Below are 23,386 nucleotides of genomic sequence, written 5' to 3'. Positions count from 1 at the left end.
TATCACAATACAGGGGCTGTTTTTCCAAAATATACAATTTATCAATAAACCGCCTGCTTTTAACTTTACTTGAAGCAATTTTTCATAAAAAAGTGATCCATTTCTGAACGCATTGCGTTAGGTAGGCAAGAAATCAGAAATAGAGGAGTGGTTTATTGATGAAATGGAGAAAATTTTTGGCGCCGGTAGTAGGGGCGGCGCTTTTGGCCGCCGGAACAGGAACAACTGCTTTTGCACATGGTACCCCGAAAACCGATACTACAGGCGTGGAACTGCGTGCGACACTTGACTCTTTGTTATCAGAGCATTATGCACTTGCAGTCGATTCCATGATGAAAGTCTACGACGGGGACAAAGGCGCTGAAGCAGCGGTTGCAGCACTTGAAGCCAACGCCGCAGACATGGAACCGGTCATCGCTTCTGTATACGGCGAAGAAGGCGGTGCAGCATTCGAAGAAATTTTCACGAAACACAATACAGGGACAGAAGAGTATGCTCTAGCCGTCAAAGAAGGCGATAAGAAAATGCAACAAGAAGCGCTCGAGGAAATCCAATCGTTTGTAGATGATATGGGCGCATTTTTAGGGGCTGCCACTGAAGGCCACTTGCTGGAGGAGGGCGCTACTCAAGCACTTCGCCAGCATGAAGATTTTGTGCAGGACACTTTTGATCTGTACGCAGCAGGAAAATACGAGGAAGCCTATACCTCTTATCTGGAAGGCTTCAAGCAGATTTTCGGTGCAGGAAGTGCCATCAGCGGCGCAATTGCCACTCAGTTCCCGGATAAATTTTCTGATCCGAACACTCCAGCCGGAGACTTCCGCTCGACAGTGAACCGCATTGCAGCCGAACATTTTGCTTTGGCGCAATTGAGCATGGCAAAAGGCTATAACGGCGCAGAGGATTTTGACTTTGCAAATTGGGCGCAAGACCAGAACACTGAAGAGTTCCGCGGCGCCATCGCTTCCATATATGGTGAAGAAGCCGGCACGCAATTCGTGGAAGTCTGGGATAACCAGCATATTTCCGTACAAAGTGACCTTGCAGGAGCTGCGGCTTCAGACGACCAATCGGCTGTGGATGAAGCGGCAGACGCCTTGACGAATGAATTCGCCACAGAACTCGGAACATTTTTAAGCACAGCTACTGAAGATCGCATGCCAAAAGAAGACACCATCGCCGGAATCCAAGCTCATGAAACTTCTGTGATTGACACTTTCAATCAGTATGCTGCAGGCGACTTTGAAACATCTTACGAAACATACCGTACAGGCTATGCTCTGATGTTTGATATTGGTGCCGGGCTAAGCAGCGCCATCGTCGATCAGTTCCCTGACAACTTCCACAATGATGCACCTGAAAAAATGCCGAAAACAGGATTTGGCGGGACAGCTGGCCAATCAGACACTATGGTTCTTTGGGTTACACTCAGCTCATTGATTTTACTCGGCGCCGGAACACTGACATACCGTCAAAGCAAGCAGCAATAATATCAGGAGAGGGCCTCTGCGCTCTCTCTATTCCTGTTGAGAGGGAGGGTTGAGCATGAAGCAAATATTCACAATGGCAACTGCATTGGTTCTATGCGCAGCGCTGTTTTTTGCCATGAACCCGCTGGCGGATAGTCCAGCATTTGAAGAGCCGACACCTGAAAAAAACAGTGCGCCCGTTCAAACAAAAATCGAGACAGTTGCCAAAGAAAAAGATGAATCTATTGATAAAATTGCCGAATTCCCGGTCCTCCCTGCCCAGCGGAAAAAATTGGATGCTTTACAGCGGCAGCGCCAAGAAAGCATAAAAGGCATGGAGCCGGCCCGGATCGAGATTCCCTCCATTAAAGCCAAAGCGGAAATAGAGGCAACCGGCATATTGGAAAATGGTGAAATGGGTGTGCCTGAAGATGTAGACGAAGTGGGCTGGTTCGAACCCGGCTTCAAAGTCGGTGCAAAAGGCCATGCCGTTCTTGCCGGCCATGTCGACAGCTTGACAGGTCCTGCGGTTTTCTATGATTTAAAGAAAATGAAAATCGGTGAGACGGTCATTTTAAGGGATCGTGATGGACGCGAAATGGTTTTCAAAGTAACTGAAATGGTGAGCTATGAGACAGACGAAGCACCGATTGAAGAAATATTCGGCAGCTCGGGCAAACGCATGATCAACTTGATCACGTGCACAGGCGATTTCAACCGGAAAATCGGTTCACATGAAGAACGGCTTGTCGTATCCGCGGAATTGGTCTCCGATTCTGCTACAAAGGAAAAAGAGCCAGAACCGCCGACAAACGTCAAAGCCACCTCGTTCAATATTTCTTGGCATGCAGTACGCAATGATGCTATCATCGGCTACCGTATTTACGAAGAAGACAAAAAGACGGGTGAAATAAAGAAAATCGACACGGTTTCACTGTTCGACCGAAAAAAAGTGGAGCTGCAAACTTCTCCTGACAAACGCTATTTTGTCACCTCTGTGGACGTCGATTTGAACGAATCAAAGAAAGCCCAAGCAAAACAATAACCCTGGCATTCAGAATAACCGGATTGCAGCGCCTAAACAGCCTGCAGATCCGGTTTTCTTTATGGTTCTTTCCATGTATAATTGGAGGAATCAGCGGTATTTGGGAGGTGGATTTATGGACAAGATTTGGCTGCAAGGCGGCCCGTTTCTTGAGGTGAGTTTTCTATTGGAGCTGGAAGCCGGCAAAAAAGAAGCGGCCCGTTCTTTGATCAGAGAATTGTCCGCCCTTTCTACTGCCATCAGTTTCGCAGATGAGGATATCGACGAGCTAATCGCTGCGTTCGTTGAAGGCTATCCTAGTGACGAAGAAAATCCGAAATCTCCTCGCATTCATTCATTGCTCTTGAGGATAAAAGTTGATGTTGCTGGCCTGCGCAAAGCCATATTGCAAGTTGAGCAATTGTCTACAAACGCCTTATTGGCCAACTTTTGGTTTTATGGAAGTCAGTTTGATGATCCAGCGCATAACCAACGTGGCATTAAAACGGAAAATCTTGAGGGCTTCGAGCGTCTCCTCATTGAACTTTACGCAAGCTTCAACTTCAAAGCAGGCGGCATATCCATTGAACAGGACATAAGCGACCTCTTTAACTGCGAAGCCACTAGTCCATCTGAGCACTACCGCTTCGAGAATCTATCCCCTGAAGCCTTTCTTCTTAATAGTGCCGGCTTTTATAGCCTGCTGTGGAATGAAGGCTATGGCAAGTTAAGTAAAGCCCCCAGCCTTTCCAAAAGAACCGGCAGATCGGGAGTACTCCTCTCTTCTTCTGCTTCCTACAGCGAGTTCTGAATGAATTGGCCTTTTATTCAATATAAGATTCGTACCCTTGAGTATCCTATCATTCAAGAAAGAAGCCATTCATGCCTATTTTGATTTGGCCATGTTATACCAGCTCACTCCGCCATGTTTTGAATCGGAAAGGCCATGGTTTGCAAAGCCCAAATTTTCGTAAAAAGAAACCAAGTCCTTTTTGCACGTTAACGTAATTCCTTCTCTTTCGTTCTCTTCTGCAAGCTTTTCCATTTTTACAACCAATGTTTTTGCTATCCCTTGATTTCTGGCCTTTTTGGAAACTGCTATTCCTAAAACACTCTGATAGCCTCCTCTTTTAGGATTTTCGTTGATTTTCCCGAAAAGATCATCGGTAATATAGGGCTGATTGATAATAGGTCCATTAATATAACCAAGGATCTCCCCATCCTTTTCTGCCACAATAAAGGTGTCAGGCATCAACTTGATCCTCTCTGCAAATGCTTCTATCGTGGCGGCCTCTTCTCTTGGGAACCCTTCACTTTCAATTGCCATTAGCTGCTCTAGATCCGCGGATTGAACATTCCTTAAAGAAATCATCCCACTTCCTCCCCTTCCCTATATGGATTAACTTATAGCCTTAATCATACTATCACTCATGCAGGTATTAAAAGAATGGTTTAACATAACCTTTAAATTTGGTGAAAGCCTTAGAGAAAATGGATCTGAACACAATGAGCCCAAATATAATTCATCTCTTATAAAAATAATTTTTCAAAACCAATCTGCTGAGAACAAATACTTGTCCGAACACTCTTCACTTAAGGCACGTCTTGCAGGAACAGCTTGACGAAAGCAAGCGCCAGGAACGAAACAAAAAAGGCTAACGGAAAATTCCCGATAGCCTGAAAGAAGCTGGCCCATAAGAGGCCAGCTTCCTGATATTTTGTATGATTTTATGATTGTCTGCGTGTACGCAAAGCTACAGTTGTAGTTAACCCAGCTAGCATCAAGCCGCCAAGGATCCACATGAATGGCGCTGCAGACGAATCGGCTGTTCCGCCCATTCCAGTTTTCGGCATTTCAGAAGGCATTTGGGCTGCACTGAATTTTTCCGGGAACTGATCGACAATCGCTTCCGACAAACCGGCTGCCGGCATTGTCATGTGAGCGTAAGCTTCACGAATCGAGCTGTAAGCAGTTTCATAATCGCCTGCTACGTAAGAGTCAAATGCTTTCAGCAACTGGTCAACGTGTGCAGTCAATCCTTCTTCAAGTGCGTCGGCAGGGACACGGCCTTCAGTTGCAGCGTCCAATAGAGCCGCTTGTTCAACGATGTATTCATCAAGCTCAGCTTTCGCCTGTTCCTGGCCTTCAGCGTTTTCTTCGCCTGTCGCCACTACATAATCCACAAAGTAGCCGATATGCGATTTCCAGATCTCTTCAAACTGGGCGCCGGCTTCTTCGCCGTATACTGAAGCGACAGCAGCGGACAAGTCGTCAGCGTTTGCAAGCAATGCACCAGATGCAGCATCGAAGCTTTCAGCTCCGTCAGCTCCGTCTTGCATCGCCATTGCCGCAAGTCCGGCATGCTCAGTGAATGTGGCATTCAACTGCGCTCGAAGGTCGATTGCCGGTGTATCTGGATTTGTGTTCTCGAACTTGTCGGCAAACTGGTCTGTGATTGCAATCGATAACGTTTCTGCGAACATGCTCATGTGGTGGATTGATTCCCGTTCAAGCGAATAAGCAGTTTCAAAGTCGCCTTCAACGTAAGCGTCAAACGCTTGGATCAATTGGTCAACGTGCATATCCAAACCTTCTTCAACTGCTGCGGCCGGCAAGCGCCCTTCTGTAGCAGCATCAAAGAACTCGGATTGGGTTTTCTTGTATTCTTCAAGCTCTGCAAGCGCTTTGTCTTTTCCTTCTTGGTTGTCTTCAGCTGTCGCTGTTACGTAATCGACAAAGTAGCCGATATGCGACTTCCAGATTTCATCAAACTGGGCAGCTCCTTCTTCTCCGTAGACTGACGCGACAGCCGCTTTCAAATCATCGGCATTCGCCAGAAGGGCGTTTGATGCCTGTTCAAAATCTTCGGCTCCGTCAACGCCTTTTCTCATCGCTTCCACAGCCAGGAAAGCATGCTCTGTAAGTACCGTGTCGAGTGCGATCCGCAATTCAGCTGCCGGTGTTGCCGTTCCGGCTTCCATCGATGATTGGTGCGATTCTTTTTGTGAATGGTCCCCGTGGCTATCCGCCAATGCAGCAGTCGGGACTAACAAGGAAAGTGTCAATGGCAATGCGACCAATAATTTGTTCATTTTCATTCTAAACATCTCCTTTTTCTGTTTTGTTTTTTTGTTCTGCTAACTAAACGGAGACAGAAGATGTTTGGATCACTTTTTTTAAAAAAAAGTTTCAAACCATTAAAGTTTAATATTTAAAAATGCCATTCACCAGCTGGCCAAGATCAAATGCGATGTTTTCTTTACGTGCTTATGTAAAAGCATTAAAATATTCTTTTTAAATCAATCGATAAAATCTTCATTCGACTCTCCCTTTGATCTTGCTTATTCCACTTGTCCAATTACTAAATAAAAGTTTTGAAGCGAAAATTCCATTCTGCATTTCTTTTATTTATCTGATTATTGTTTTGCAAATTATCGGTATGTATATATAGAAGAAACATTGCCCTTGAAGAAAAACAGGCCTTCCATAAGGAAAGCCTGCATACTATTGTTTTTTCGTATATTTCTTGAGGGCCGGCAAAATTTCCGACCCGATCATATCGATGTTCCGCATCAGCCGGTCAAACGGTACTCCGCCGAAATCCATTTGCGCAATATAGCGTTGATGCCCAAACAATTCATGCTGATAAAGAATCTTTTCGATAACTTGCTGCGGACTGCCGATATTCATGACATCATGCGGGTTTGCTCCGTGCATGAACTGCCATTGTGGATAACCACGGCCATTTGTTTTCATCATGCCTTTATCCACATGTGGATGAATTTCATCGAACGCTTGCTGCGTGGTTTCCGCAACATGGAAAAAGCCGGCGGTCGCAACCGGCAGATCTGCCGGATCAAAACCACTTTCTTTAGCTGCTTCCCGGAACGCATCGATGGAATGCTTGAAGCTTTCCGCTGGACCGCCGAGTGTCGCAAGCATCATTGGAACACCTGCTTGACCGGCTTTGATGGCGCTTGCCGGATGTCCGCCTACTGCCCGCCAAATCGGCAGCGATCCTGATTGCGGACGCGGCAGAACTTCTGCGTCTTTCAGCGACGCACGGAACCTGCCGCTCCAGTTGACCACTCGCTCTTCGTTGATTTTCCGCAGCAAATCGAATTTTTCCTCGTACAGTTCTTCATAATACCGAATATCATAGCCCAGAAGCTCGAACAATCCAATGCGTGACGCACGTCCAGCAATGATTTCTGCCCGGCCCTTTGAAATCAAATCAATTGTCGCGAAATCCTCATACACGCGGACCGGATCCGAGGTGCTGATGATAGTGGAAGAACTGGAAATCTTGATTTTTTCTGTTGCTTGGGCAATTGCGGCAAGCACCACTGTATGCGCCTGCGTCGCAAAATATTCCTGGTGGCTTTCCCCGACACTGAAAAAATCAATGCCTGCCTGTTCAGCCAATCTTGCCAATTCAATTATTTCATGAATACGCTCTCCGGCGGAAATGCGCTCCCCAGTTTTTGGATCTGGAATATGGTCTCCCAGCGTGTATAGACCAAACTCCAGGCCACGCCTTGGATCGATCCGGTAATTTTTCATGTTTTCCATCCTTCCATTGGCTCGGTTTCATGTTTTATTATAGGCTTTTGGAATCTGTATTTGAAGCAAACAAAACTGAGGAAATTTTTTACTTCACAACCTTTCTTTTTATTATTTTAAATTTCTGACAATTAGTTGACTTTAGTAAAAAAGGCTGTTATTTTAATAATAAATACTTATTTTTCGATGAATTAGGATAATAATTTAGCTTACAATATATCCCTGCACCATCCATTTTTGAAATCGGGGGTTTTAATATGATGATGAATAAGAAAAAAGTCTTGATTCTCAGTGGAGCTTCTTACATGATCGAAGTAGTGGAGACTGCAAAAACAATGGGGTTATATACTATTTTGACGGACAATATGGTAGAAGCGCAGGCCAAAAAATTCGCCGACAAATCTTATGACAGCAGCGTGTCCAATATAGAGGCGCTTGTTCAAATAGCCAAAAAAGAACAAATTGACGGAGTCTTTAATACTTTTGACGATATCAATACATGGCACGCTTTGGCGCTTTGCAAGAAAACGGATCTTCCTATTTATACCGTCAGTGAACAGCTCAGAACCCCTTCTGGCAGTCACCGGTTTGAGGAATATTGCCAGACATTCAATGTGCCAGTGATTGAAGTGGGGGTTTTCGATGGGTTATACGAATGGGAAATTGCAGCACTCGGCTCTCCTGTAAAGCTGCCAGATTGGACGCCCGCCAAAGAAGCATTGCAAGTCGTTTAAAAGAAGACCATCTGTTGAACATCAAAATTTCACCTATGAATCAAGAAAGGCAGCCCTTATATGGGCTGCCTTTCTCAATTCACAACCAAGCAATTCCTTAACCCGCCGGAATTTGTTCGGCGACAATTCCGTAGTAGATACCAGGTTCTGCCGTATAATGGATGCGTTCGAACGTCGCCCTAAAACCCGCTGAAGCGAGCAGCTTTTCCCAAGTATCCATGGGAAACAAACCGGAATGGGAACTATCAGACTCCCTGAAAATCTCGCCTTTTTCATTTTTCATTATATAGAGGTATTCAGTTTCGGTCACAAAGTCGTTTGGATCGCTGTCATCGGTCCATTCCAAATACCGGAAGCCCCGCCCGTCCTTGTCAATGCCCCCATGGCTCGTTCCAGGCCGGAATGTTTCCTGGAACTGATCGGTCATGATAAACAAAATGCCATTTTCCTTCAAGTGTTTTTTCGCGTTTTTCATGACCGCAAGCAAATCTTCCGTATCCGTGAAATAAGTAATGGCGTCATGGATGAACACCAAATCGAAAGTTGAACCCGCTTGGATGCTGCGCATATCTCCTTGGATATGTTCACAATCCGGGTTCAGCTGTCGGCTGACCTGCAGCATTTCCTTGGACAAATCGGACAGCACCATGTCAAAATGGCGCTTCAAATAGTAGGCGTTGCTGCCTCCTCCTGCCCCGAATTCAACAGCCGTTTTCACATTCGGATGATAGCGCCGGATAATCTCCAGGTATAAAGAAGCTTCCTCCTCATACTCTGTATGCGGCGACATCCATGGCCACCACTCTGCCAATTCGTTGTACAGCTTCATTTTGCATCTTCACCTCTTATTGTTTTTCTTTCCTGGCGCAAGACAAATGATGGCCAGGGGCAGAAAAAAAGCGCCTCTTACTGAGACGCCCTGAACTTATCCTCTATAAGCAGGAAAATACCCTGTATCGGCATCTTTGTTCATTATTAAATTCCACTTTGTCAGTGAGGCATAGATTTCTGGATTCCTTACTTTTTTTCCAGTAATAATTGGAAGCGGCTCAGTTTTTGTGAAGCCGCGCTTAAAGCGGTACAAAGGCTCCGTCGATGCGCCTCCGAGGAACAATTCCTTTTTGCCATGCTCCACTCCCCAGCGGCAGCCTTCATGCAATATCAAACTGTTGCCAGCGACATTGAAAAACTCCGGATCATTCGCCGCTAAATGATAGTGAAGATACTCTCCATGATGCATAAAAATTGCACCTGAAATGTACTGCCCTTGGTACTTGGCGTAAATGATGAATTGTTTTCCCTCTAATTGATTGAATGACTCCGCAAGCAGCTCTTCGGTGAACATATAATGTTTTGGGATGTTATTTTTCTGCGCCATGATCATATAAAGGCGATGGAATTCCTGAATAGTGGCTCCTGTATAATCGTATTCGATTTCCACATTATTCTTCCATGCTCTCCTGATTTGCTGGCGTGTGCAGGATTTGAATTCCTGCATAAAATAATCTTCAACCGTCAAGTCGACATACATGACGATGCCCCGGTTATTAATATCATATATGTTCCTAAAATCCTCTGCGTTATTAAGCCAGGAACTGAACCGGACATATTCGGAAATGATATGGTTTTCCTCGCAATAGGACTGAAATTCTCTGTCAAACGCGTCTGTCAACTCCCGCTTTTTTCCAGGCAGACATTCAAGAATCAGAGGACCGCTCAACCCGAAAGAAGTAATCGTATCGTAGTATACTACCGAGCCAACCACGGCCGGAATCGGTCTCATAATGAATGGATAATAAATATGTCCTGTTTCATTTTTCAACTCGAAAATGCGCATTTCCCCGAGATCATGCCTTTCGTACGCTTTCCCCCATTCCTTCGTAAAAAAAATGTCCGGTACCGCTGTCTTTGAACTTACTGTCATTTCATTTTTCCTCCTTGGCTGCTTCAGTCAGATTTCTAAGTTGAACAACATTTTAGGTTCATGATAATGGCAGATTGTTAAAAGGAGGTTAAATTTACTGATTTCCGTATGAATCGTTTCTTCCGGGCCTTTTCAAAAGGCAGATTCAGCCCAATGAATTTCGATTAATCCAAAAATTCAAAAAACTATATTGACACTCTTTTGCTTTACTGGTAACTTGGTAGTTAATGTTTCATGCTTTTGTGAATAAAAAGAAACAAAACATCACCGGTTATTAGGTATTTGTACTCGCCATCTTTGGAGTGCCATCGGCCATCTCCTACATTTCATACCAATCTGCTGGAGACAAGATATCTGTTGCCGGTTCCTATGGCCAAATGAACAATGAGACTTCCCAAGAAATGAGGTTTTTGATAATGATGGATATTTTTTTTGAAAAAGAATATGGCAAACTCTATGAAGAGCTTGAAAATGGCAAATGTGAAGTGTTCGACTTCCACCATCCTCTCGGTACTGTCAGGCATCTTTTCATCAAACGTGAGATTCCACTGGCAGTCCGTACAGAAACTTATCATGATATCGTCACCCCGTATGGCTATGGCGGCCCCCTTATTCTCAATTGTGAAAGCGGGAACAAAGACCAGCTTGTCGAGGAGTTCCATAAAGCCTTTCAGCAATATTGCAAGGAAAATCGGATTGTCGCTGAATTCATTCGCTTTCATCCGATCCTCAAAAACGCAGAGGATTTCAAAAGCCGCTATGAAGTGAAATTCATGCGCAATACCGTCGGCACTAACCTCAAGGATTATGACGATCCAGTCCAATCGGAATTTTCCAAATCCACCCGGAAAAGCATCCGGAAGGCAATCCGGGATGGTGTCGAGTGCCGGGTGACAAAGAATCCGAAAAACCTGGATAAGTTCAAAGAACTCTATCATCTCAATATGGAACGGGTTGGCGCCGATTCATATTATTATTTTGGTGACAGCTATTTTTCACAATGCCTCAATTATTTCGGTGAAAACATCGTACTTGTCGAAGCAATATACGAAGAACAGGTCATCGGTGCGGAACTGCATTTTCTCTATAATAACTTGATTCATACCCACTTGTCGGGCACACTTGCTGAGTTTCATCATTTGTCCCCGGTCTATGCCATGACCGCTGCCATTGCCGAATGGGGCAAGAAAAACGGTGCGGACCTTGTCCATGCAGGCGGCGGAACCACCAATGAGCCTGATGATTCGCTGTACCTCTTTAAGAAGAAATTTGGCCAGAACACTGAATTCGAGTTCCACATTGGCCGAAAAGTGTGGAACGAAGCAGTTTATTCGGAGCTTTGCGAGATAGCCGGCGCCGCTCCGGACGAAGAATTTTTCCCCGCTTACCGGTCCAGCTCCTGCAAGGAAAATTTGGTCGGTTCAGTACAGCAGACCACTTGAAAATTGGCGTTAGAAAAACGGATTGCTGTTCTGGCATTCCGTTTTTTTCTTTTTGCGCCAATAACGATGGACGCAGCGGTTTCCATTATGGGAAAATAGATTATTAGCAGCACAAATCCAGAAAGAAGTGATTTGATGATCGAACAATTGCGTAAAATCTATCCTTCCCTCCTTGTCCATACGAATGAGAACGGCAATCTGGACACAAGCTATAAATGGTATAAGACTGCAGCCAATGCAATTATCGGCATCCAAAAAGCAGAACTGGCCGATAAAGACCAAGCCTTGCTTGCCGCTTTTCTCGTGCCATATGATATAAAATTCCCCCCGATGACAGAGGATGAACAGCGTTGGAAGAAAGCGATCGACCAGGCTGAAGGGCCAGCCGATTCTGCTTTTCCCGTGCTCACCCCTTACCGCTTCATCTACTTTTCGATGAACAAAAACCAGATCACCCCTGTTTTTTTTCATGAAGCCCTTCAGGAGTTGTTTGAGAAACCGGTGCCGATCCTTTGGGAAAATGAATCTGAAGGCATCATCATCGAAGAAGGGAGCCTGAGTGAAGATTATCCATCCTATGAACAGATGATTGACATTTTAATGAGCGACTTATACGTGAAAATCACTTTTTTTGTCGGTCCCTACCAGAAAGGCTTTGATTCTATCCGGGCGTATTATCATTCCGTCATACGCGATGCAAAAAAAGTTTTCGCTTATTCGGACAAGACCGTTATCACATATATTGATGCAGTGCCCTATCTATTGATTGACCAGGCCGACCCGGCACTCCGCCAGGCACTTGGCAAAAATGTGCTGCAGGAATTTATCGACGATGAAGACACACTGAAGATGCTGGAAACATTCGTGCAAAGCAACCTGAACATATCAGAGACCGCAAAAGAGCTTCATCTGCACCGCAACAGCCTGCAATACCGGCTCGACCGGTTTTTCGAAAAAACAGGCATTGATGTGCGCCAGTTCCATCAGGCCATGCCGGTTTATCTGGCCATGCTCGCCAAAAAATAAGCCTTTTCCCTATTTCCGTAAATATGCACCAAGAACCCGGCGCTTTTTTGTGCACGTTTACCATTACGCAAATTATCGGAAAATTGTATGCTGTAAGAAGTTAATGAAAGCACTTACACAATTGGAGGGGAATAGAATGGCTGGATTGAATTTAGTGAATATCCGCAAAGAATATGACAAAGGTGTAGTATCCGTGCAAGACTTCAACTTGGAGATCCGCGATAAGGAATTTCTCGTACTCGTCGGCCCATCCGGCTGCGGAAAATCGACAACGCTCCGCATGATTGCCGGCCTTGAAGACATTACAGACGGCGATTTGTACATTGGCGAAAAACGCGTAAACGATGTCTCGCCAAAAGACCGCGACATCGCGATGGTGTTCCAGAACTATGCTCTATATCCGCACATGAACGTTTATGACAATATGGCATTTTCATTGAAATTGCGCAAGATGAAAAAAGATGAAATCAAAAAGCGCGTCGACAACGCGGCACGTATCCTGAACCTTGAGGAGTACCTGTACCGCAAGCCGAAAGCCTTATCCGGCGGTCAGCGCCAGCGTGTGGCACTTGGCCGCGCCATCGTCCGCGATGCTGAAGTGTTCTTGATGGATGAGCCGCTTTCCAACTTGGATGCGAAATTGCGTGTTCAAATGCGCGCTGAAATCCAAAAGCTTCACCAGCGTCTGCAGACAACGACTGTTTACGTCACCCACGACCAAACAGAAGCTATGACAATGGCGACACGCCTCGTTGTTATGAAAGCGGGCTTTATACAGCAAGTCGGAACGCCTAAAGAAGTATATGATTTGCCTGATAACATGTTCGTGGCCAGCTTTATCGGTTCACCGGCGATGAACTTCTTCTTCGGAAAGCTAGAAGGCAATTATTTTGTGATGGGTGATCAAAAAATTCTTGTACCGCAAGGCCGTGTACAAACATTGCGCGATCAGGGCTTCGAAGGAAAAGAAGTGGTGCTTGGCGTACGTCCAGAGGATATCCATGATGAGCCCGTCTTCCTTGATGTATCACCGGAAACAAAATTCCGCGCAAAAATCGAAGTGGCGGAATTGATGGGTGCAGAAATCATCCTGTATTCACAAGTGGCAGGACAAGATTTTGTGGCGCGCGTCGATTCACGTTTCAACGTAGAAACTGGCCAGTCCCTTGACTTGGCATTCGATATGAGCAAAGCCCATTTCTTCGACAAATCAACAGAACTTCGCATCAAGTAAGAAGGAAAACCGCCGACCGGACAAACCCGATCGGCGGTTTTTCTTTTTTATGGGCGTTTCACCAGTGAACAGCATAGTCCTTGCCCCCTGCTTCTATATTGGTTCACTTTTCCAATCTCACCCGCTGCAGCCGCAATGCGTTCAAGACGACGGATACAGAACTGAATGCCATTGCCGCACCGGCAAGCCAAGGCGCCAGCAATCCGACTGCCGCAATGGGAATTCCAAGTGTATTATAGGCAAATGCCCAGAACAGGTTTTGCTTGATGTTGCGCATCGTTTTGCGGCTCATGAGAATCGCTTCGGCGATGCTGTTAAGGTCGCCCCGGATCAAGGTGATATCTGCCGCTTCCATAGCCACATCGGTACCTGTACCGATCGCCATGCCGACATCCGCTGTGGCAAGGGCCGGCGCATCATTGATCCCGTCGCCGACCATCGCTACTTTTTTGCCTTGCTGCTGCAACTTTTTCACTTCTTCCGCTTTGCCTTCCGGAAGCACTTCCGCAATCACCGCATCAACGCCTACTTCTTTGCCGATTGCTTGGGCGGTCCGCTCGTTATCTCCTGTCATCATGATGACCCGGATGTTCATCTCCTGCAGGCGGCGTACTGCTTCCCGCGAGGTATCCTTTACAGTGTCCGCTACAGCCACCATTCCCGCATACTGGCCGTTGATGGCTGCAAGCATCGCTGTTTTGCCCTCGCTCTCCAACGCTTCCATCGCCGGCAAAACCGGTGCAATATCGATTCCGTATTGCTGCATAAGCTTGCGTGTGCCGATGACAACCCCTTGCCCGGATACCGTTGCCTGAACGCCGTAACCTGGAATCGCTTCAAAAAACTGCACCTTGCCTAGTTCGATGCCTTTTTCCTGTATGCCTTGCACGATGGCTTGGGCCAACGGATGCTCGGATTGCTTTTCCGCCGCGCCCATAAGCGACAACAACTTCTCTTCATCCTGGCCATCTGCTGGCAAAATATCTGTCAGTTCAGGTTTTCCGTGCGTCACTGTCCCGGTTTTATCAATGACTACCGTGTCAATGCTTTGGGTCTGTTCCAAATGCTCGCCGCCTTTGAACAAAATGCCCATTTCCGCTGAGCGGCCTGAACCTGCCATGATGGAAGTCGGGGTCGCAAGGCCAAGTGCACACGGACAAGCGATAACAAGTACCGCAATCAGCACTTCAAGTGCCGGAGTAAAGTTGCCCGGATCCACCCAGATATACCAAATCAGGAAAGTGAGAATGGCGATGCCTACAACGATCGGGACAAAAATCCCTGAAATCTTATCCGCCAGCCGCTGAATCGGCGCTTTTGTCCCCTGTGCATCCTCCACCACTTTAATGATGTGGGCCAGTGCCGTATCACGTCCCACTTTAGTGGCCTTCATATGGATAAAGCCGTTGCTGTTGATCGTTGAGCCGTACAGAACGTCACCTGCGGCTTTGTCCACCGGCAAACTTTCCCCCGTCAACATCGATTCATCAACCGCTGTCGTTCCTTCAAGCACTTCCCCATCAACCGGAATTTTCTCTCCCGGTTTGACCAACAAGGTGTCACCAATCACAACTTCTTCCAAAGCCACTTCTTTTTCAATTCCACTGCGCAAAACGACTGCCGTTTTGGCCTGAAGGCCCATTAACTTTTTTATCGCTTCGGATGAACGGCCTTTCGCTTTTGCTTCAAACAATTTCCCAAGAATAATGAGGGTGATCAGCACCGCACTCGTTTCAAAATACAGCTGTGCGCTGTGATGCGTGCCGGAAGTCACAACCGCTTGGTAGACACTGTAGAAATAAGCAGCCGACGTGCCAAGGACCACCAGCACATCCATATTTGCACTGCCGTTTCGAAGCGCCTTATAAGCCCCGACGTAAAACTGTTTCCCGATATAGAACTGGACCGGAGTCGCCAGCAGCATCTGGATCCAAGGGTTCATCAAAATTTCCGGCACATACAAAAACGAAGTGAACGAAAAGTGGCCAAGCATTGTCCACAACAATGGCAACGACAGAAGCGCCGAGATGATAAACTTCCGTTTTTGTTCTTGAATGGCCTTTTCCCGGTGGTCCACCTGTTCTTGGTCGTCTCGCTTTTGGTGCGCACCGTAGCCTAGCTTTTCCACTTTTGCAATAATGTCCGCAACGGCAAGTTCGGACGGGTTGAACTCGATGGTCGCTTTTTCAAGCGCCAAATTGACGTTTGCAGCTGCAACACCTTCCAGTCTGCTTAGGCCTTTTTCGATGCGTGTTGCACATGCCGCACATGTCATTCCAGTAATATCCAATTCAGCTTTTTGTTTTACAACACCGTAGCCAAGCGCTTCGATTTTCTTTTCAAAATCCGCTTCGCTGAGTTTTGAAGGATCGTAATGGATAGATGACTTTTCAAGCGCCAAGTTGACATTTGCCTGCTCTACGCCTTCCATTTTGTTTATTCCTTTTTCAATTCGTGCCGCGCATGCTGCACATGTCATTCCTGTGATTTGAAAACTTGCTTCTTTCAACTCCGCAGCCATAATGTTTCCCTCCTCCCGTATACCATTAGGGGGTATATTTTGTTTAAAAATAGAGAGTGCTGAAAAGCACTCTTATACGACATCGTATCCTTGGTCTTCAATTGTTTCTTGAATCTTATCCAGTGACGTTTTGCTGGTGTCATATTCAACTGCTACTTCGCCTTTTTCAAGATCCACTTTCACAGAAGAGACGCCTTGAAGTCCACCTACGCTCGATTCAACCGCATTTACACAATGGCCGCAAGACATGCCTTGCACTTTTAATGTTTCATTCATCGGTTTTGCCTCCTAATTTATATTTTCCTTAAATTTATCATACCCTCTGTGGGTATCACAACTTTTTTGTTCCCGCTTTTATTTTGTCATGGTTTTCATGACATCCATCAGTTCACTGATCGCTTCTTCACCTTTGTTTTCCTTGATGGCTTTTGCAACACAATGATGGGTGTGGTCTTCCAATAGAGCCAGCGATACTTTGTTCATTGCCGACTGGATAGCACTGACTTGGTGCAAGATGTCCACGCAGTAGCGGTCGTTTTCCACCATTTGATGCACGCCGCGGACTTGTCCTTCAATACGCTTCAACCGGTTCAAAAGCTGCTGCTTGTTAGGCTGTACTGTGGATTTCATCGTTTTTTCCATTTGCTGAACCTCCCGATTCAATATACCCTATACCCGTATACTAATAGGTTCTTTCCTTTTTGTCAAAGTAATTGTTTCAGGAAAAACCCATTTTACTTAAAGAGTTATAAAATAGCCAATGCACTTTTTTGATATGGTTTATTTTTAACATATATCCTTCTGTAAGGAAGGATCCTAAAACTTCTTCCAATTTTCCAGCTGAATATCCCTCTAGAATTTTAAATATGATTCTCAGCCATTCTTTTGGGAAACACGGCTATCCTCTCATGGTTCGAGTTCCTGTTTCTTCTGCTCCCTTTACTGTCCCAAGCATCAAATCCACCTATTCCGCAAAAACACGCAATGGCAAAACGGCTTCAAAATCCTCATGTATTCAATATCTCCTCAGTATAATTGCCTTTCAAATTAAAGTAGTTAATAAAAATAATGGAAATAAAAAAGATAGCGGAATTGTTATGGTGATCTTCTATAAAAAAATGTGCAACAAAAAACTAGTAATATAAATGGCACTTGAAATGTCATAATCACTATATTTTATTATTTAGTTAAATATGCCTATTCTAAGTTATAAAGTCAGATTATATAATTCATTTTAATAAAAGTTAAAAATAAGCAATTTTATCTAATGCTTAATTTACCAACCATTTTCATAGGTTCACTTACTATAAAAAAATAATAAAATTCTTATTTCAAAGCTTTTAATCAAGTTAAATTTACTTATTTTCATGAATAGCAATAACTTTTTATTTTTATGAGGTGCTATGAATTTTAATTCCATCCAACCACATAACTAGGTCTTTTTACTAAAATTCTTTAATTCTCATTTCGGGCTTAAAAGATTTTATCGGGCTAATAATGGATACACTGAGTTTATATTTATTCAAGAGAAATTTACTGTTAATTGATACGGGGTTAAATGAAAAATTCATCAGGGGTTAAAACATAATCTGGATAACCGGGGTGACTGAGTATGGGTACTGCAGGACAACAAATACAGGAATTAATCGAAACGCGAGAAGATTTTGTTGTTCTTCTAAATACGGATGGAGCCATTATCCATACCAATCAAAATTGGAGAAATTATTGTAGAGAACATCAATTATCCAAAAATTTTTGGAAGACCGGAGAAAATTACCTTAAAGGATTAGAAGAAAACGAAAAATTTAAGGATTTGAAATGCTTAAAAAGTATATTAGCAGGAAGCAGCGTCGAGCAAGTTCTACTTTCATCCTTTCAGTTCGCTAATGAGAAAGAGCAGTTCTCCATAAAATATCGCCAGTTTCCGTTGGGAAATGGAGAAGTTGGAGGAATTTTATATAAACAATCCTTAAACAATATACCTGTTGAGCCTATGAACACTAAGCTAGTTATTGAAAATATGTCAGATGCCTTCTATCTTCTTGATGAAGAGATGAATTTTTACTACTTGAATACGAAGACCGAGTCCATACTTCATACAAGGAGAGAAGATTTGATCGGCCGTAATATTTGGACACTGTTCCCCCAGCTGGTTGGAACCGCTTTCTACGCAAACTATAATCGTGCTATGCAAGAACGGGTTTCATTCCAATTTGAGGAGTATTATAGTCCTTTGGATTCTTGGTTTACTGTAAGGGTAAATCCCATGCAATGGGGAGGATTGGCCGTTTATTACCAGAAGCTCCTTGAAAATCCCGAAGAAAGAAGAGAAAAATCCGAATACGCTTACACCGATTATTTAACCGGTTTGCCGAACCGCAGAAAATTTGAAGAAAGAATGGAATACATTCTGCAAGAAGAAATTCCTTTTTCCGTTCTTTATATAAATTTAGATAATTTTAAACATATTAATGCGCTCTACAATCATAAAATAGGTGATGAAGTTATCAAAAGCATCGCAAAAAATTTAGAACAACTGCTTCGACCTCGTGAAATAGCAGGCCGGCTTAACGGTGATGAATTGATCCTTCTTCATTTGCATCAAGAAAATGAGAAACTTGAAGACTTTCCGAGTAAAGTAAGGGAGATTTTCGCTCAACCCATTGTTTTGAAGAACGCTCACTCAGTTACAGTAAACGCCAGCATCGGACTCTCTTCTTATCCTCAAGATTCATACAGTGTTGAGGAATTGATTGCATTTTCCGAGACTGCAATGCGGGAAGCAAAAAAGCAAAGAGGCTCTTCCTATTCCCTTTTTCATTCTGGCATGGGAGCGGATATGGCTCGACGACTGATGATTGAAAAAAGTTTAGAGGGAGATCTCAAATCATCGGGCTTTCATTTTGTTGTTCAGCCGCAAATCAATTGCTCGACTGGAAATCTAAACGGCATAGAAGTACTGGCTCGATGGCATCATCCCAAACTCGGATCAATTTCTCCTATTGAATTCATCGGCATAGCTGAAGAAACAGGAACAATTTCACACTTGACCAACCATTTGTTAAAGGAAGTTTTTTCTTTTATTAACGAAAACAGAAGCCGGTGCAGCAAGTTTCCAAAAACTGCTATTAACGTCACGCCATCTCTTCTTACCAGCACAATATTTTTTGAAGATTTATTTCATCTTATGGAAGAATACCGGATTTCACCAGAATGGATTGAAATTGAGATCACGGAAAGCATGGAGCTTACGTTCTCAGAATTAACCCTTAAAAACTTAGAGGCATGCAGGTCTAAAGGAATATCCATAGCACTGGATGATTTCGGTACCGGTTTTTCAATGTTGGCATACTTGATGGATTTTCCAATCGATAAAATCAAATTAGACAAATCGTTCATTACAAAAATCGGCTTTGACCAAAAATCAGAAGCAGTTCTCACATCACTTATCCAGTTTGTCAAAAGCATCAATTGTGAGTTAGTGGCAGAAGGAGTGGAGTTGGAAAACGAAGCTACGTTTTTAGAAACTAGCGGTTGCATTATTCATCAAGGATACTTATACGAAAAACCTTTGCTTCCAGAAAATTTTGCTCAGACTTACTTAGCGGGAAAGAACAAAAAAACTTCTAAGACAGGATAAGACTAAATTGATTCAGCTATGTGAAAGCTGGTTTCCACGGTTGATATCCTACAATTGAAACACAAGACTTTTTTGGCTATAAAATACGCGGATTCATTTTACCAGCATGCTGACGCTGATTGAAACGGAGGGGAAACCAATGGCTATCGCAAGAAAAGAAGAAATTATGGAAGTTCGACATATGAATGAATTAAAATACTTTGTTGGCCGCACATTAGAGCTCATGCTCACTACAAAAGAAGTTACATTGAATGTATTAGCAAAATACGATATCATTTTGGTTTTTTCTTGGGAAGGAGATTATATAAAAGGCGCCGTTTACCAATGGTCTACCTTTAATACAACGACAGGCCGGACAATCAGCAGCCGAAATAAGCCGCTGTTTGTCAGTAGACGTTATATCAAATACAAAGAAAAAAACAATATTCATTATGATGAAAAACGAATCAAAGAATTAGCCCAACAAAATTTAGATGTTTTTTATACTGTTTCTAAATTAGCGAAGGACTATAAAATTAAAGTAACGCCTAGAAAAACCTTGAAATGTTTTTGGTGATTTTTATGTTATAAACAATAAGGTGATTGCGAATATTTTCTGAAGAAGCGGTTTAAGAATTTCCTAAATGCTCAACTTCATATTAAAAGCCCAAATGTAAAAAAGGAACTGTATACTCAGTTCCTTTTTATTCGAATGCATATGAAGTTGAAGAGACTTGATATTTTTTCTCCTCATTTTTTTTCCTAAGATGCATTCCAACCGATGCCGATAGGTCCATCCAGCACCATAGCCATACGCAGGAATACGAGGCAAATCAAGGTTCTTGAAAAGAAAAGATTGGGTCCGGTCAACTCCTACAGAATCAATGTTAAGCGGTCCACCGGAATGGATGCGAAATTCGTGTGCATATTGCTTGCCATCCCCGTTCCTATTACAATCAGGCCAACGATAAAACAAACCGCTTTCAGTTGGTCAAAGAAGGCGAAGTGTTCTATATCACAGGACATATGGCTTACGGATATTCCCAAGGGCGGACATTCGAAACTGCCGAAGAAGTGTTGGTGATGGCATGCTTACATCTCCAAGCCCTATTCCGAACAGGCGGTCATGTATACGGAACAGAATGGATGGTTGCAGGATCAACGGCCGACTGCAGCAGGAAGAAAACCCGGGTTCACAGCACATGGCCAAAGTGATGGAAAAGAGCTAAAAAAAGTAAAGGCACCCCCCCGCTCCATTTCGGGAACAAAAGAAAACCCTGGTCCTGAAAGACTTTTAAGGACCAGGGTTTTGGGTTTTGGATTCAAACATCAACTGAAAAATTCAAACACGCCTTTCCCTAAAGCTGAATTCTAGCACCTTACATATTTCCGTTTGAAGCCCAGTCTTCCTTTTTCCATATCTTTTTGAATTTTTTCATAAGCGTTCAGGAAGCTGTTATCCTTATTTTCCCTCCGGATTTCCACTGTCCCCACTTCCGCTGCAGTCTCGATCGCCTTTTTATTCAAAGGGATGAATGAAACCCCAACAGTATACAGAAAATTATTCATAGCGGATTTCGTCCGCTCCGGCGCATCATGGATCCCATCTTTCACAGTATCCAGCATATCGGAAATCTTGCTTTCAGAGAATTCATCGTCCTTACGATTCCCCAATAGCCAGCAGTAGCAGCTCCAGCCCGCCGACATTCTCAGCTCCTGGCCGCTAGCTATCCATTTGTCGGCAACTTCTTGCGCAAGATCTGACTCGGACAAAGTCACGGCTACAACATAATCGGACAGCATATTAAAATAGGCGCCATCCATCCAGCGGTCGTAATCCGATTCAGTCATGGCTTTCGGGTCGGCAATGATGCCCGCAAAATACATGGCATCGTAATTGCCTGTAGCATACAGCTCCTCGGCCAGCCGCTGGTCGGTCTTTATTTTTTTGGCTATCGGCTTCATGGCACCTGTAGCCACACCGAAAAGCGGCTCATGGGCCCCATTTGCCAGATACATTTTTTTGGTCCGTTCTTTGCCCAAGGCTTCAAGCTCTTGCATAACTGATTCGAAATCCATCGTTCTAAACTTCCTTTCTTGGTTTATTCTTTTGTTTTAATGTCGCCGGTTATATCAGATGGAGTTTTTGCCTTTTCCATTTTCCCTAACAGCGATTGCTTCGCTTCTTTTCTTCTTTCTTTATCCCCCAGCACATATAAGGTATCTCCTTTTTCAATGACAGATGTCCCTGTTGGAGTCAGCAGCTTTTTCTTTCTGCTTATTCCGATGATCAGCGTGTGGTCAGGCAATGATAAGTCCGACAAAGACACATTGACTGCGGGCGATTGCTTCGGAATGGTCACCTTCATGATTTCCGAGTCTGTGTCCCCCAGATTTATCAGTTCGACGCTTGCATACCCATCGTCTTCTTCGCCGGTCAGCTTCAATTTTCCAGCCAGCCAGGACAATGTGCTTCCTTGCATCAAAGCTGATATGAGCACAACGAAAAAGACGGTATTGAATATCAAGTTGCTGCTGTCTATTCCTGCCACAATCGGATAAGTAGCCAGAACAATCGGGACGGCCCCTTTCAAACCCGCCCAGGAGATGAACAACTTTTGCCTGAAATTGTATCTCATGAACAGCATGCTGATGAATACAGCAGCAGGGCGTGCAACGAACATCAAAATAACAGCAATCAATATCCCTTTCCAGAACACACTGATCAACTGCCCAGGAAAGACAAGCAGGCCAAGCAGCGTGAACATGATAATTTGCATCATCCAGGCGAATCCCTCATTGAACCGGAGGATGGAGAACCGGTGGGTTAGATCGCTGTTTCCGACAAACACTGCCATGACGTAGACTGCAAGCAGGCCGCTGCCTCCGAAATAATCCGTTATGGCGTAAGTGAAGACAGCTGCCCCCATTGCAAGTATGGGATATAAACTCGATGTGTCCAACTTGATGTTGTTGATGACAAAAACCGATGTTTTTCCTATAAGAAGACCAATGGCCAGACCAAGTCCCATCTGCACAAAAAAGCTCCCGATGGCGGACCAAATGGACATATCCGGCATTACGATCATTTGAATGAGCGCAACGGTAAGAAAGACTGCCATTGGATCATTGGAACCCGATTCCGCTTCCAATGTAGATGTTAACCGCTGGTTGAAGTTTTTGTTTCCCAAGACGGAAAAAACTGCCGCTGCGTCCGTGGAACCGATGATAGCTCCGAGAAGCAGGCCTTCCAGCAAAGAAAAATCCAGAATGTACATGGCGGCAACACCGGTGATGAACGTGGTAAGCAAAACGCCGAGCGTAGCCAATGAACTGGCAGGCCCAAGAATGGGCTTCATTTTTTCCCATTTCGTTTGGGTTCCTCCATCAAAAAGAATGATGATCAAAGCCAATGTACCGATAAATTGGGTCAGCTGGACATCTTCAAAATACATGAACCGGTTAAGCACCATACCCGCAAGCAAGAAGAGGATCAGGGCTGGAAGCCCTAATTTCGAGGAGAACTTTGTAGCCAATACGCCGATGATCAGCATAACGGAAATTAAGAACAATAAAATTCCTATGAGTTCCATGAGGACAATCCCTTCGCATTTATAATTGTTAAAGTTATGAATTCATATATCAACATATGTACAGCAAATCCATAGCCATCCGAATTTTATGTTACTTCAATGGTAGCATTATCAAATAAGGATTACTATTTATCCAGCGCGCTTCGCTTGGCTGCAGCCTTTGTAAAAAACGCTTGGAGAAGAGGGTTTTCACAGACAAAAAAGCCCTTCTCCGACAAAAGGAGAAGGGCTTGAAT

The 23,386-nt window shown here is 44.2% G+C and carries 20 protein-coding genes and 1 pseudogene; 10 read left to right on the top strand and 11 right to left on the bottom strand.

From position 1 onward, the window contains the following. The first annotated feature begins 158 nt into the window (after positions 1-158). The 3 genes from FQV30_RS02040 (at position 159) to FQV30_RS02030 (ending at position 3,304) form a co-directional block, all read left to right on the top strand. The gene (locus FQV30_RS02040) at positions 159-1,490 is read left to right on the top strand and encodes a hypothetical protein (RefSeq protein WP_146498478.1); all 1,332 of its coding nucleotides are present in this window, start codon (positions 159-161) and stop codon (positions 1,488-1,490) included. Positions 1,491-1,545: 55 nt separating this feature from the next. Next, a complete protein-coding gene (locus FQV30_RS02035; RefSeq protein WP_146498477.1) occupies positions 1,546-2,514 on the top strand; it encodes a sortase in 969 nt (322 codons plus the stop codon). 115 nt (positions 2,515-2,629) lie between these two features. After that, positions 2,630-3,304 carry a hypothetical protein gene (locus FQV30_RS02030; RefSeq protein ID WP_146498476.1) on the top strand — a complete coding sequence of 225 codons (675 nt, stop codon included), beginning with the start codon at positions 2,630-2,632 and terminating at the stop codon, positions 3,302-3,304. A gap of 75 nt (positions 3,305-3,379) precedes the next feature. Here the strand turns inward: FQV30_RS02030 and FQV30_RS02025 are convergent, their stop codons facing one another. The 3 genes from FQV30_RS02025 to FQV30_RS02015 all read right to left on the bottom strand — a co-directional run bounded on the left by FQV30_RS02025 (position 3,380) and on the right by FQV30_RS02015 (position 7,057). Further along, the gene (locus FQV30_RS02025) at positions 3,380-3,865 is read right to left on the bottom strand and encodes a GNAT family N-acetyltransferase (RefSeq protein WP_146498475.1); all 486 of its coding nucleotides are present in this window, start codon (positions 3,863-3,865) and stop codon (positions 3,380-3,382) included. Positions 3,866-4,221: 356 nt separating this feature from the next. Next, the gene (locus FQV30_RS02020; RefSeq protein WP_146498474.1) at positions 4,222-5,592 is read right to left on the bottom strand and encodes a copper amine oxidase; all 1,371 of its coding nucleotides are present in this window, start codon (positions 5,590-5,592) and stop codon (positions 4,222-4,224) included. Positions 5,593-5,998: 406 nt separating this feature from the next. Then, positions 5,999-7,057, bottom strand: a complete 1,059-nt coding sequence (locus tag FQV30_RS02015) for an LLM class flavin-dependent oxidoreductase (protein ID WP_146499539.1) — start codon at positions 7,055-7,057, stop codon at positions 5,999-6,001. Between the two features lie 257 nt (positions 7,058-7,314). Between FQV30_RS02015 and FQV30_RS02010 the strand changes: the two genes are divergently transcribed. Beyond that, positions 7,315-7,791: a hypothetical protein gene (locus tag FQV30_RS02010; RefSeq protein ID WP_186725495.1), complete on the top strand. Its 477-nt coding sequence runs from the start codon at positions 7,315-7,317 to the stop codon at positions 7,789-7,791. Positions 7,792-7,888: 97 nt separating this feature from the next. Here the strand turns inward: FQV30_RS02010 and FQV30_RS02005 are convergent, their stop codons facing one another. Then, positions 7,889-8,620 carry a class I SAM-dependent methyltransferase gene (locus tag FQV30_RS02005; RefSeq protein ID WP_146498472.1) on the bottom strand — a complete coding sequence of 244 codons (732 nt, stop codon included), beginning with the start codon at positions 8,618-8,620 and terminating at the stop codon, positions 7,889-7,891. Positions 8,621-8,716: 96 nt separating this feature from the next. Beyond that, positions 8,717-9,715: a GNAT family N-acetyltransferase gene (locus FQV30_RS02000; protein ID WP_146498471.1), complete on the bottom strand. Its 999-nt coding sequence runs from the start codon at positions 9,713-9,715 to the stop codon at positions 8,717-8,719. Positions 9,716-10,131: 416 nt separating this feature from the next. Here FQV30_RS02000 and FQV30_RS01995 point away from each other — a divergent pair, with 416 nt between their 5' ends. The 3 genes from FQV30_RS01995 (at position 10,132) to FQV30_RS01985 (ending at position 13,417) form a co-directional block, all read left to right on the top strand. After that, complete coding sequence (locus tag FQV30_RS01995; RefSeq protein ID WP_146498470.1) at positions 10,132-11,157, top strand: GNAT family N-acetyltransferase; 1,026 nt, start codon at positions 10,132-10,134, stop codon at positions 11,155-11,157. 135 nt (positions 11,158-11,292) lie between these two features. After that, positions 11,293-12,183, top strand: a complete 891-nt coding sequence (locus FQV30_RS01990; RefSeq protein WP_146498469.1) for a PucR family transcriptional regulator — start codon at positions 11,293-11,295, stop codon at positions 12,181-12,183. Between the two features lie 136 nt (positions 12,184-12,319). Then, the gene (locus FQV30_RS01985) at positions 12,320-13,417 is read left to right on the top strand and encodes an ABC transporter ATP-binding protein (protein WP_146498468.1); all 1,098 of its coding nucleotides are present in this window, start codon (positions 12,320-12,322) and stop codon (positions 13,415-13,417) included. Positions 13,418-13,520: 103 nt separating this feature from the next. Here the strand turns inward: FQV30_RS01985 and FQV30_RS01980 are convergent, their stop codons facing one another. The 3 genes from FQV30_RS01980 to FQV30_RS01970 form a co-directional block, all read right to left on the bottom strand. Continuing rightward, positions 13,521-15,938, bottom strand: coding sequence for a heavy metal translocating P-type ATPase (locus FQV30_RS01980; protein ID WP_146498467.1), 2,418 nt, complete (start codon positions 15,936-15,938; stop codon positions 13,521-13,523). 72 nt (positions 15,939-16,010) lie between these two features. Continuing rightward, a complete protein-coding gene (copZ, locus tag FQV30_RS01975) occupies positions 16,011-16,214 on the bottom strand; it encodes a copper chaperone CopZ (RefSeq protein ID WP_146498466.1) in 204 nt (67 codons plus the stop codon). A gap of 78 nt (positions 16,215-16,292) precedes the next feature. Next, positions 16,293-16,580, bottom strand: coding sequence for a metal-sensitive transcriptional regulator (locus FQV30_RS01970; protein WP_146497286.1), 288 nt, complete (start codon positions 16,578-16,580; stop codon positions 16,293-16,295). A 970-nt stretch (positions 16,581-17,550) separates the two neighbouring features. Between FQV30_RS01970 and FQV30_RS01965 the strand changes: the two genes are divergently transcribed. Then, entirely contained in the window at positions 17,551-19,578 is a 2,028-nt protein-coding gene (locus FQV30_RS01965) for an EAL domain-containing protein (protein ID WP_146498465.1), read from the top strand. Between the two features lie 139 nt (positions 19,579-19,717). Further along, entirely contained in the window at positions 19,718-20,134 is a 417-nt protein-coding gene (locus FQV30_RS01960; RefSeq protein WP_146498464.1) for a hypothetical protein, read from the top strand. 200 nt (positions 20,135-20,334) lie between these two features. On the opposite strand, the pseudogene FQV30_RS18090 reads toward FQV30_RS01960, so the two are convergent. Next, positions 20,335-20,541, bottom strand: a pseudogene (locus FQV30_RS18090) (YitT family protein); the annotation flags it as partial. Between FQV30_RS18090 and FQV30_RS18310 the strand changes: the two are divergent. Continuing rightward, positions 20,479-20,772 (top strand): hypothetical protein, encoded by a 294-nt coding sequence (locus tag FQV30_RS18310; RefSeq protein ID WP_370512375.1) that lies wholly within the window; start codon positions 20,479-20,481, stop codon positions 20,770-20,772. The pseudogene FQV30_RS18090 and the gene FQV30_RS18310 overlap by 63 nt on opposite strands. Before the next feature lie 156 nt (positions 20,773-20,928). Here FQV30_RS18310 and FQV30_RS01945 read toward each other — a convergent pair whose 3' ends face one another. Continuing rightward, positions 20,929-21,636, bottom strand: coding sequence for a DNA alkylation repair protein (locus FQV30_RS01945; protein WP_146498463.1), 708 nt, complete (start codon positions 21,634-21,636; stop codon positions 20,929-20,931). A gap of 23 nt (positions 21,637-21,659) precedes the next feature. Further along, positions 21,660-23,150 (bottom strand): potassium/proton antiporter, encoded by a 1,491-nt coding sequence (locus tag FQV30_RS01940; protein ID WP_146498462.1) that lies wholly within the window; start codon positions 23,148-23,150, stop codon positions 21,660-21,662. Positions 23,151-23,386: the final 236 nt, after the last annotated feature.

It is taken from the genome of Planomicrobium sp. CPCC 101110, assembly GCF_007859395.1.
GTDB lineage: Bacteria > Bacillota > Bacilli > Bacillales_A > Planococcaceae > Planococcus.
The sequence above is the reverse complement of the archived record's forward strand: the minus strand, read 5'-3'. Positions and strand labels throughout refer to the sequence as shown.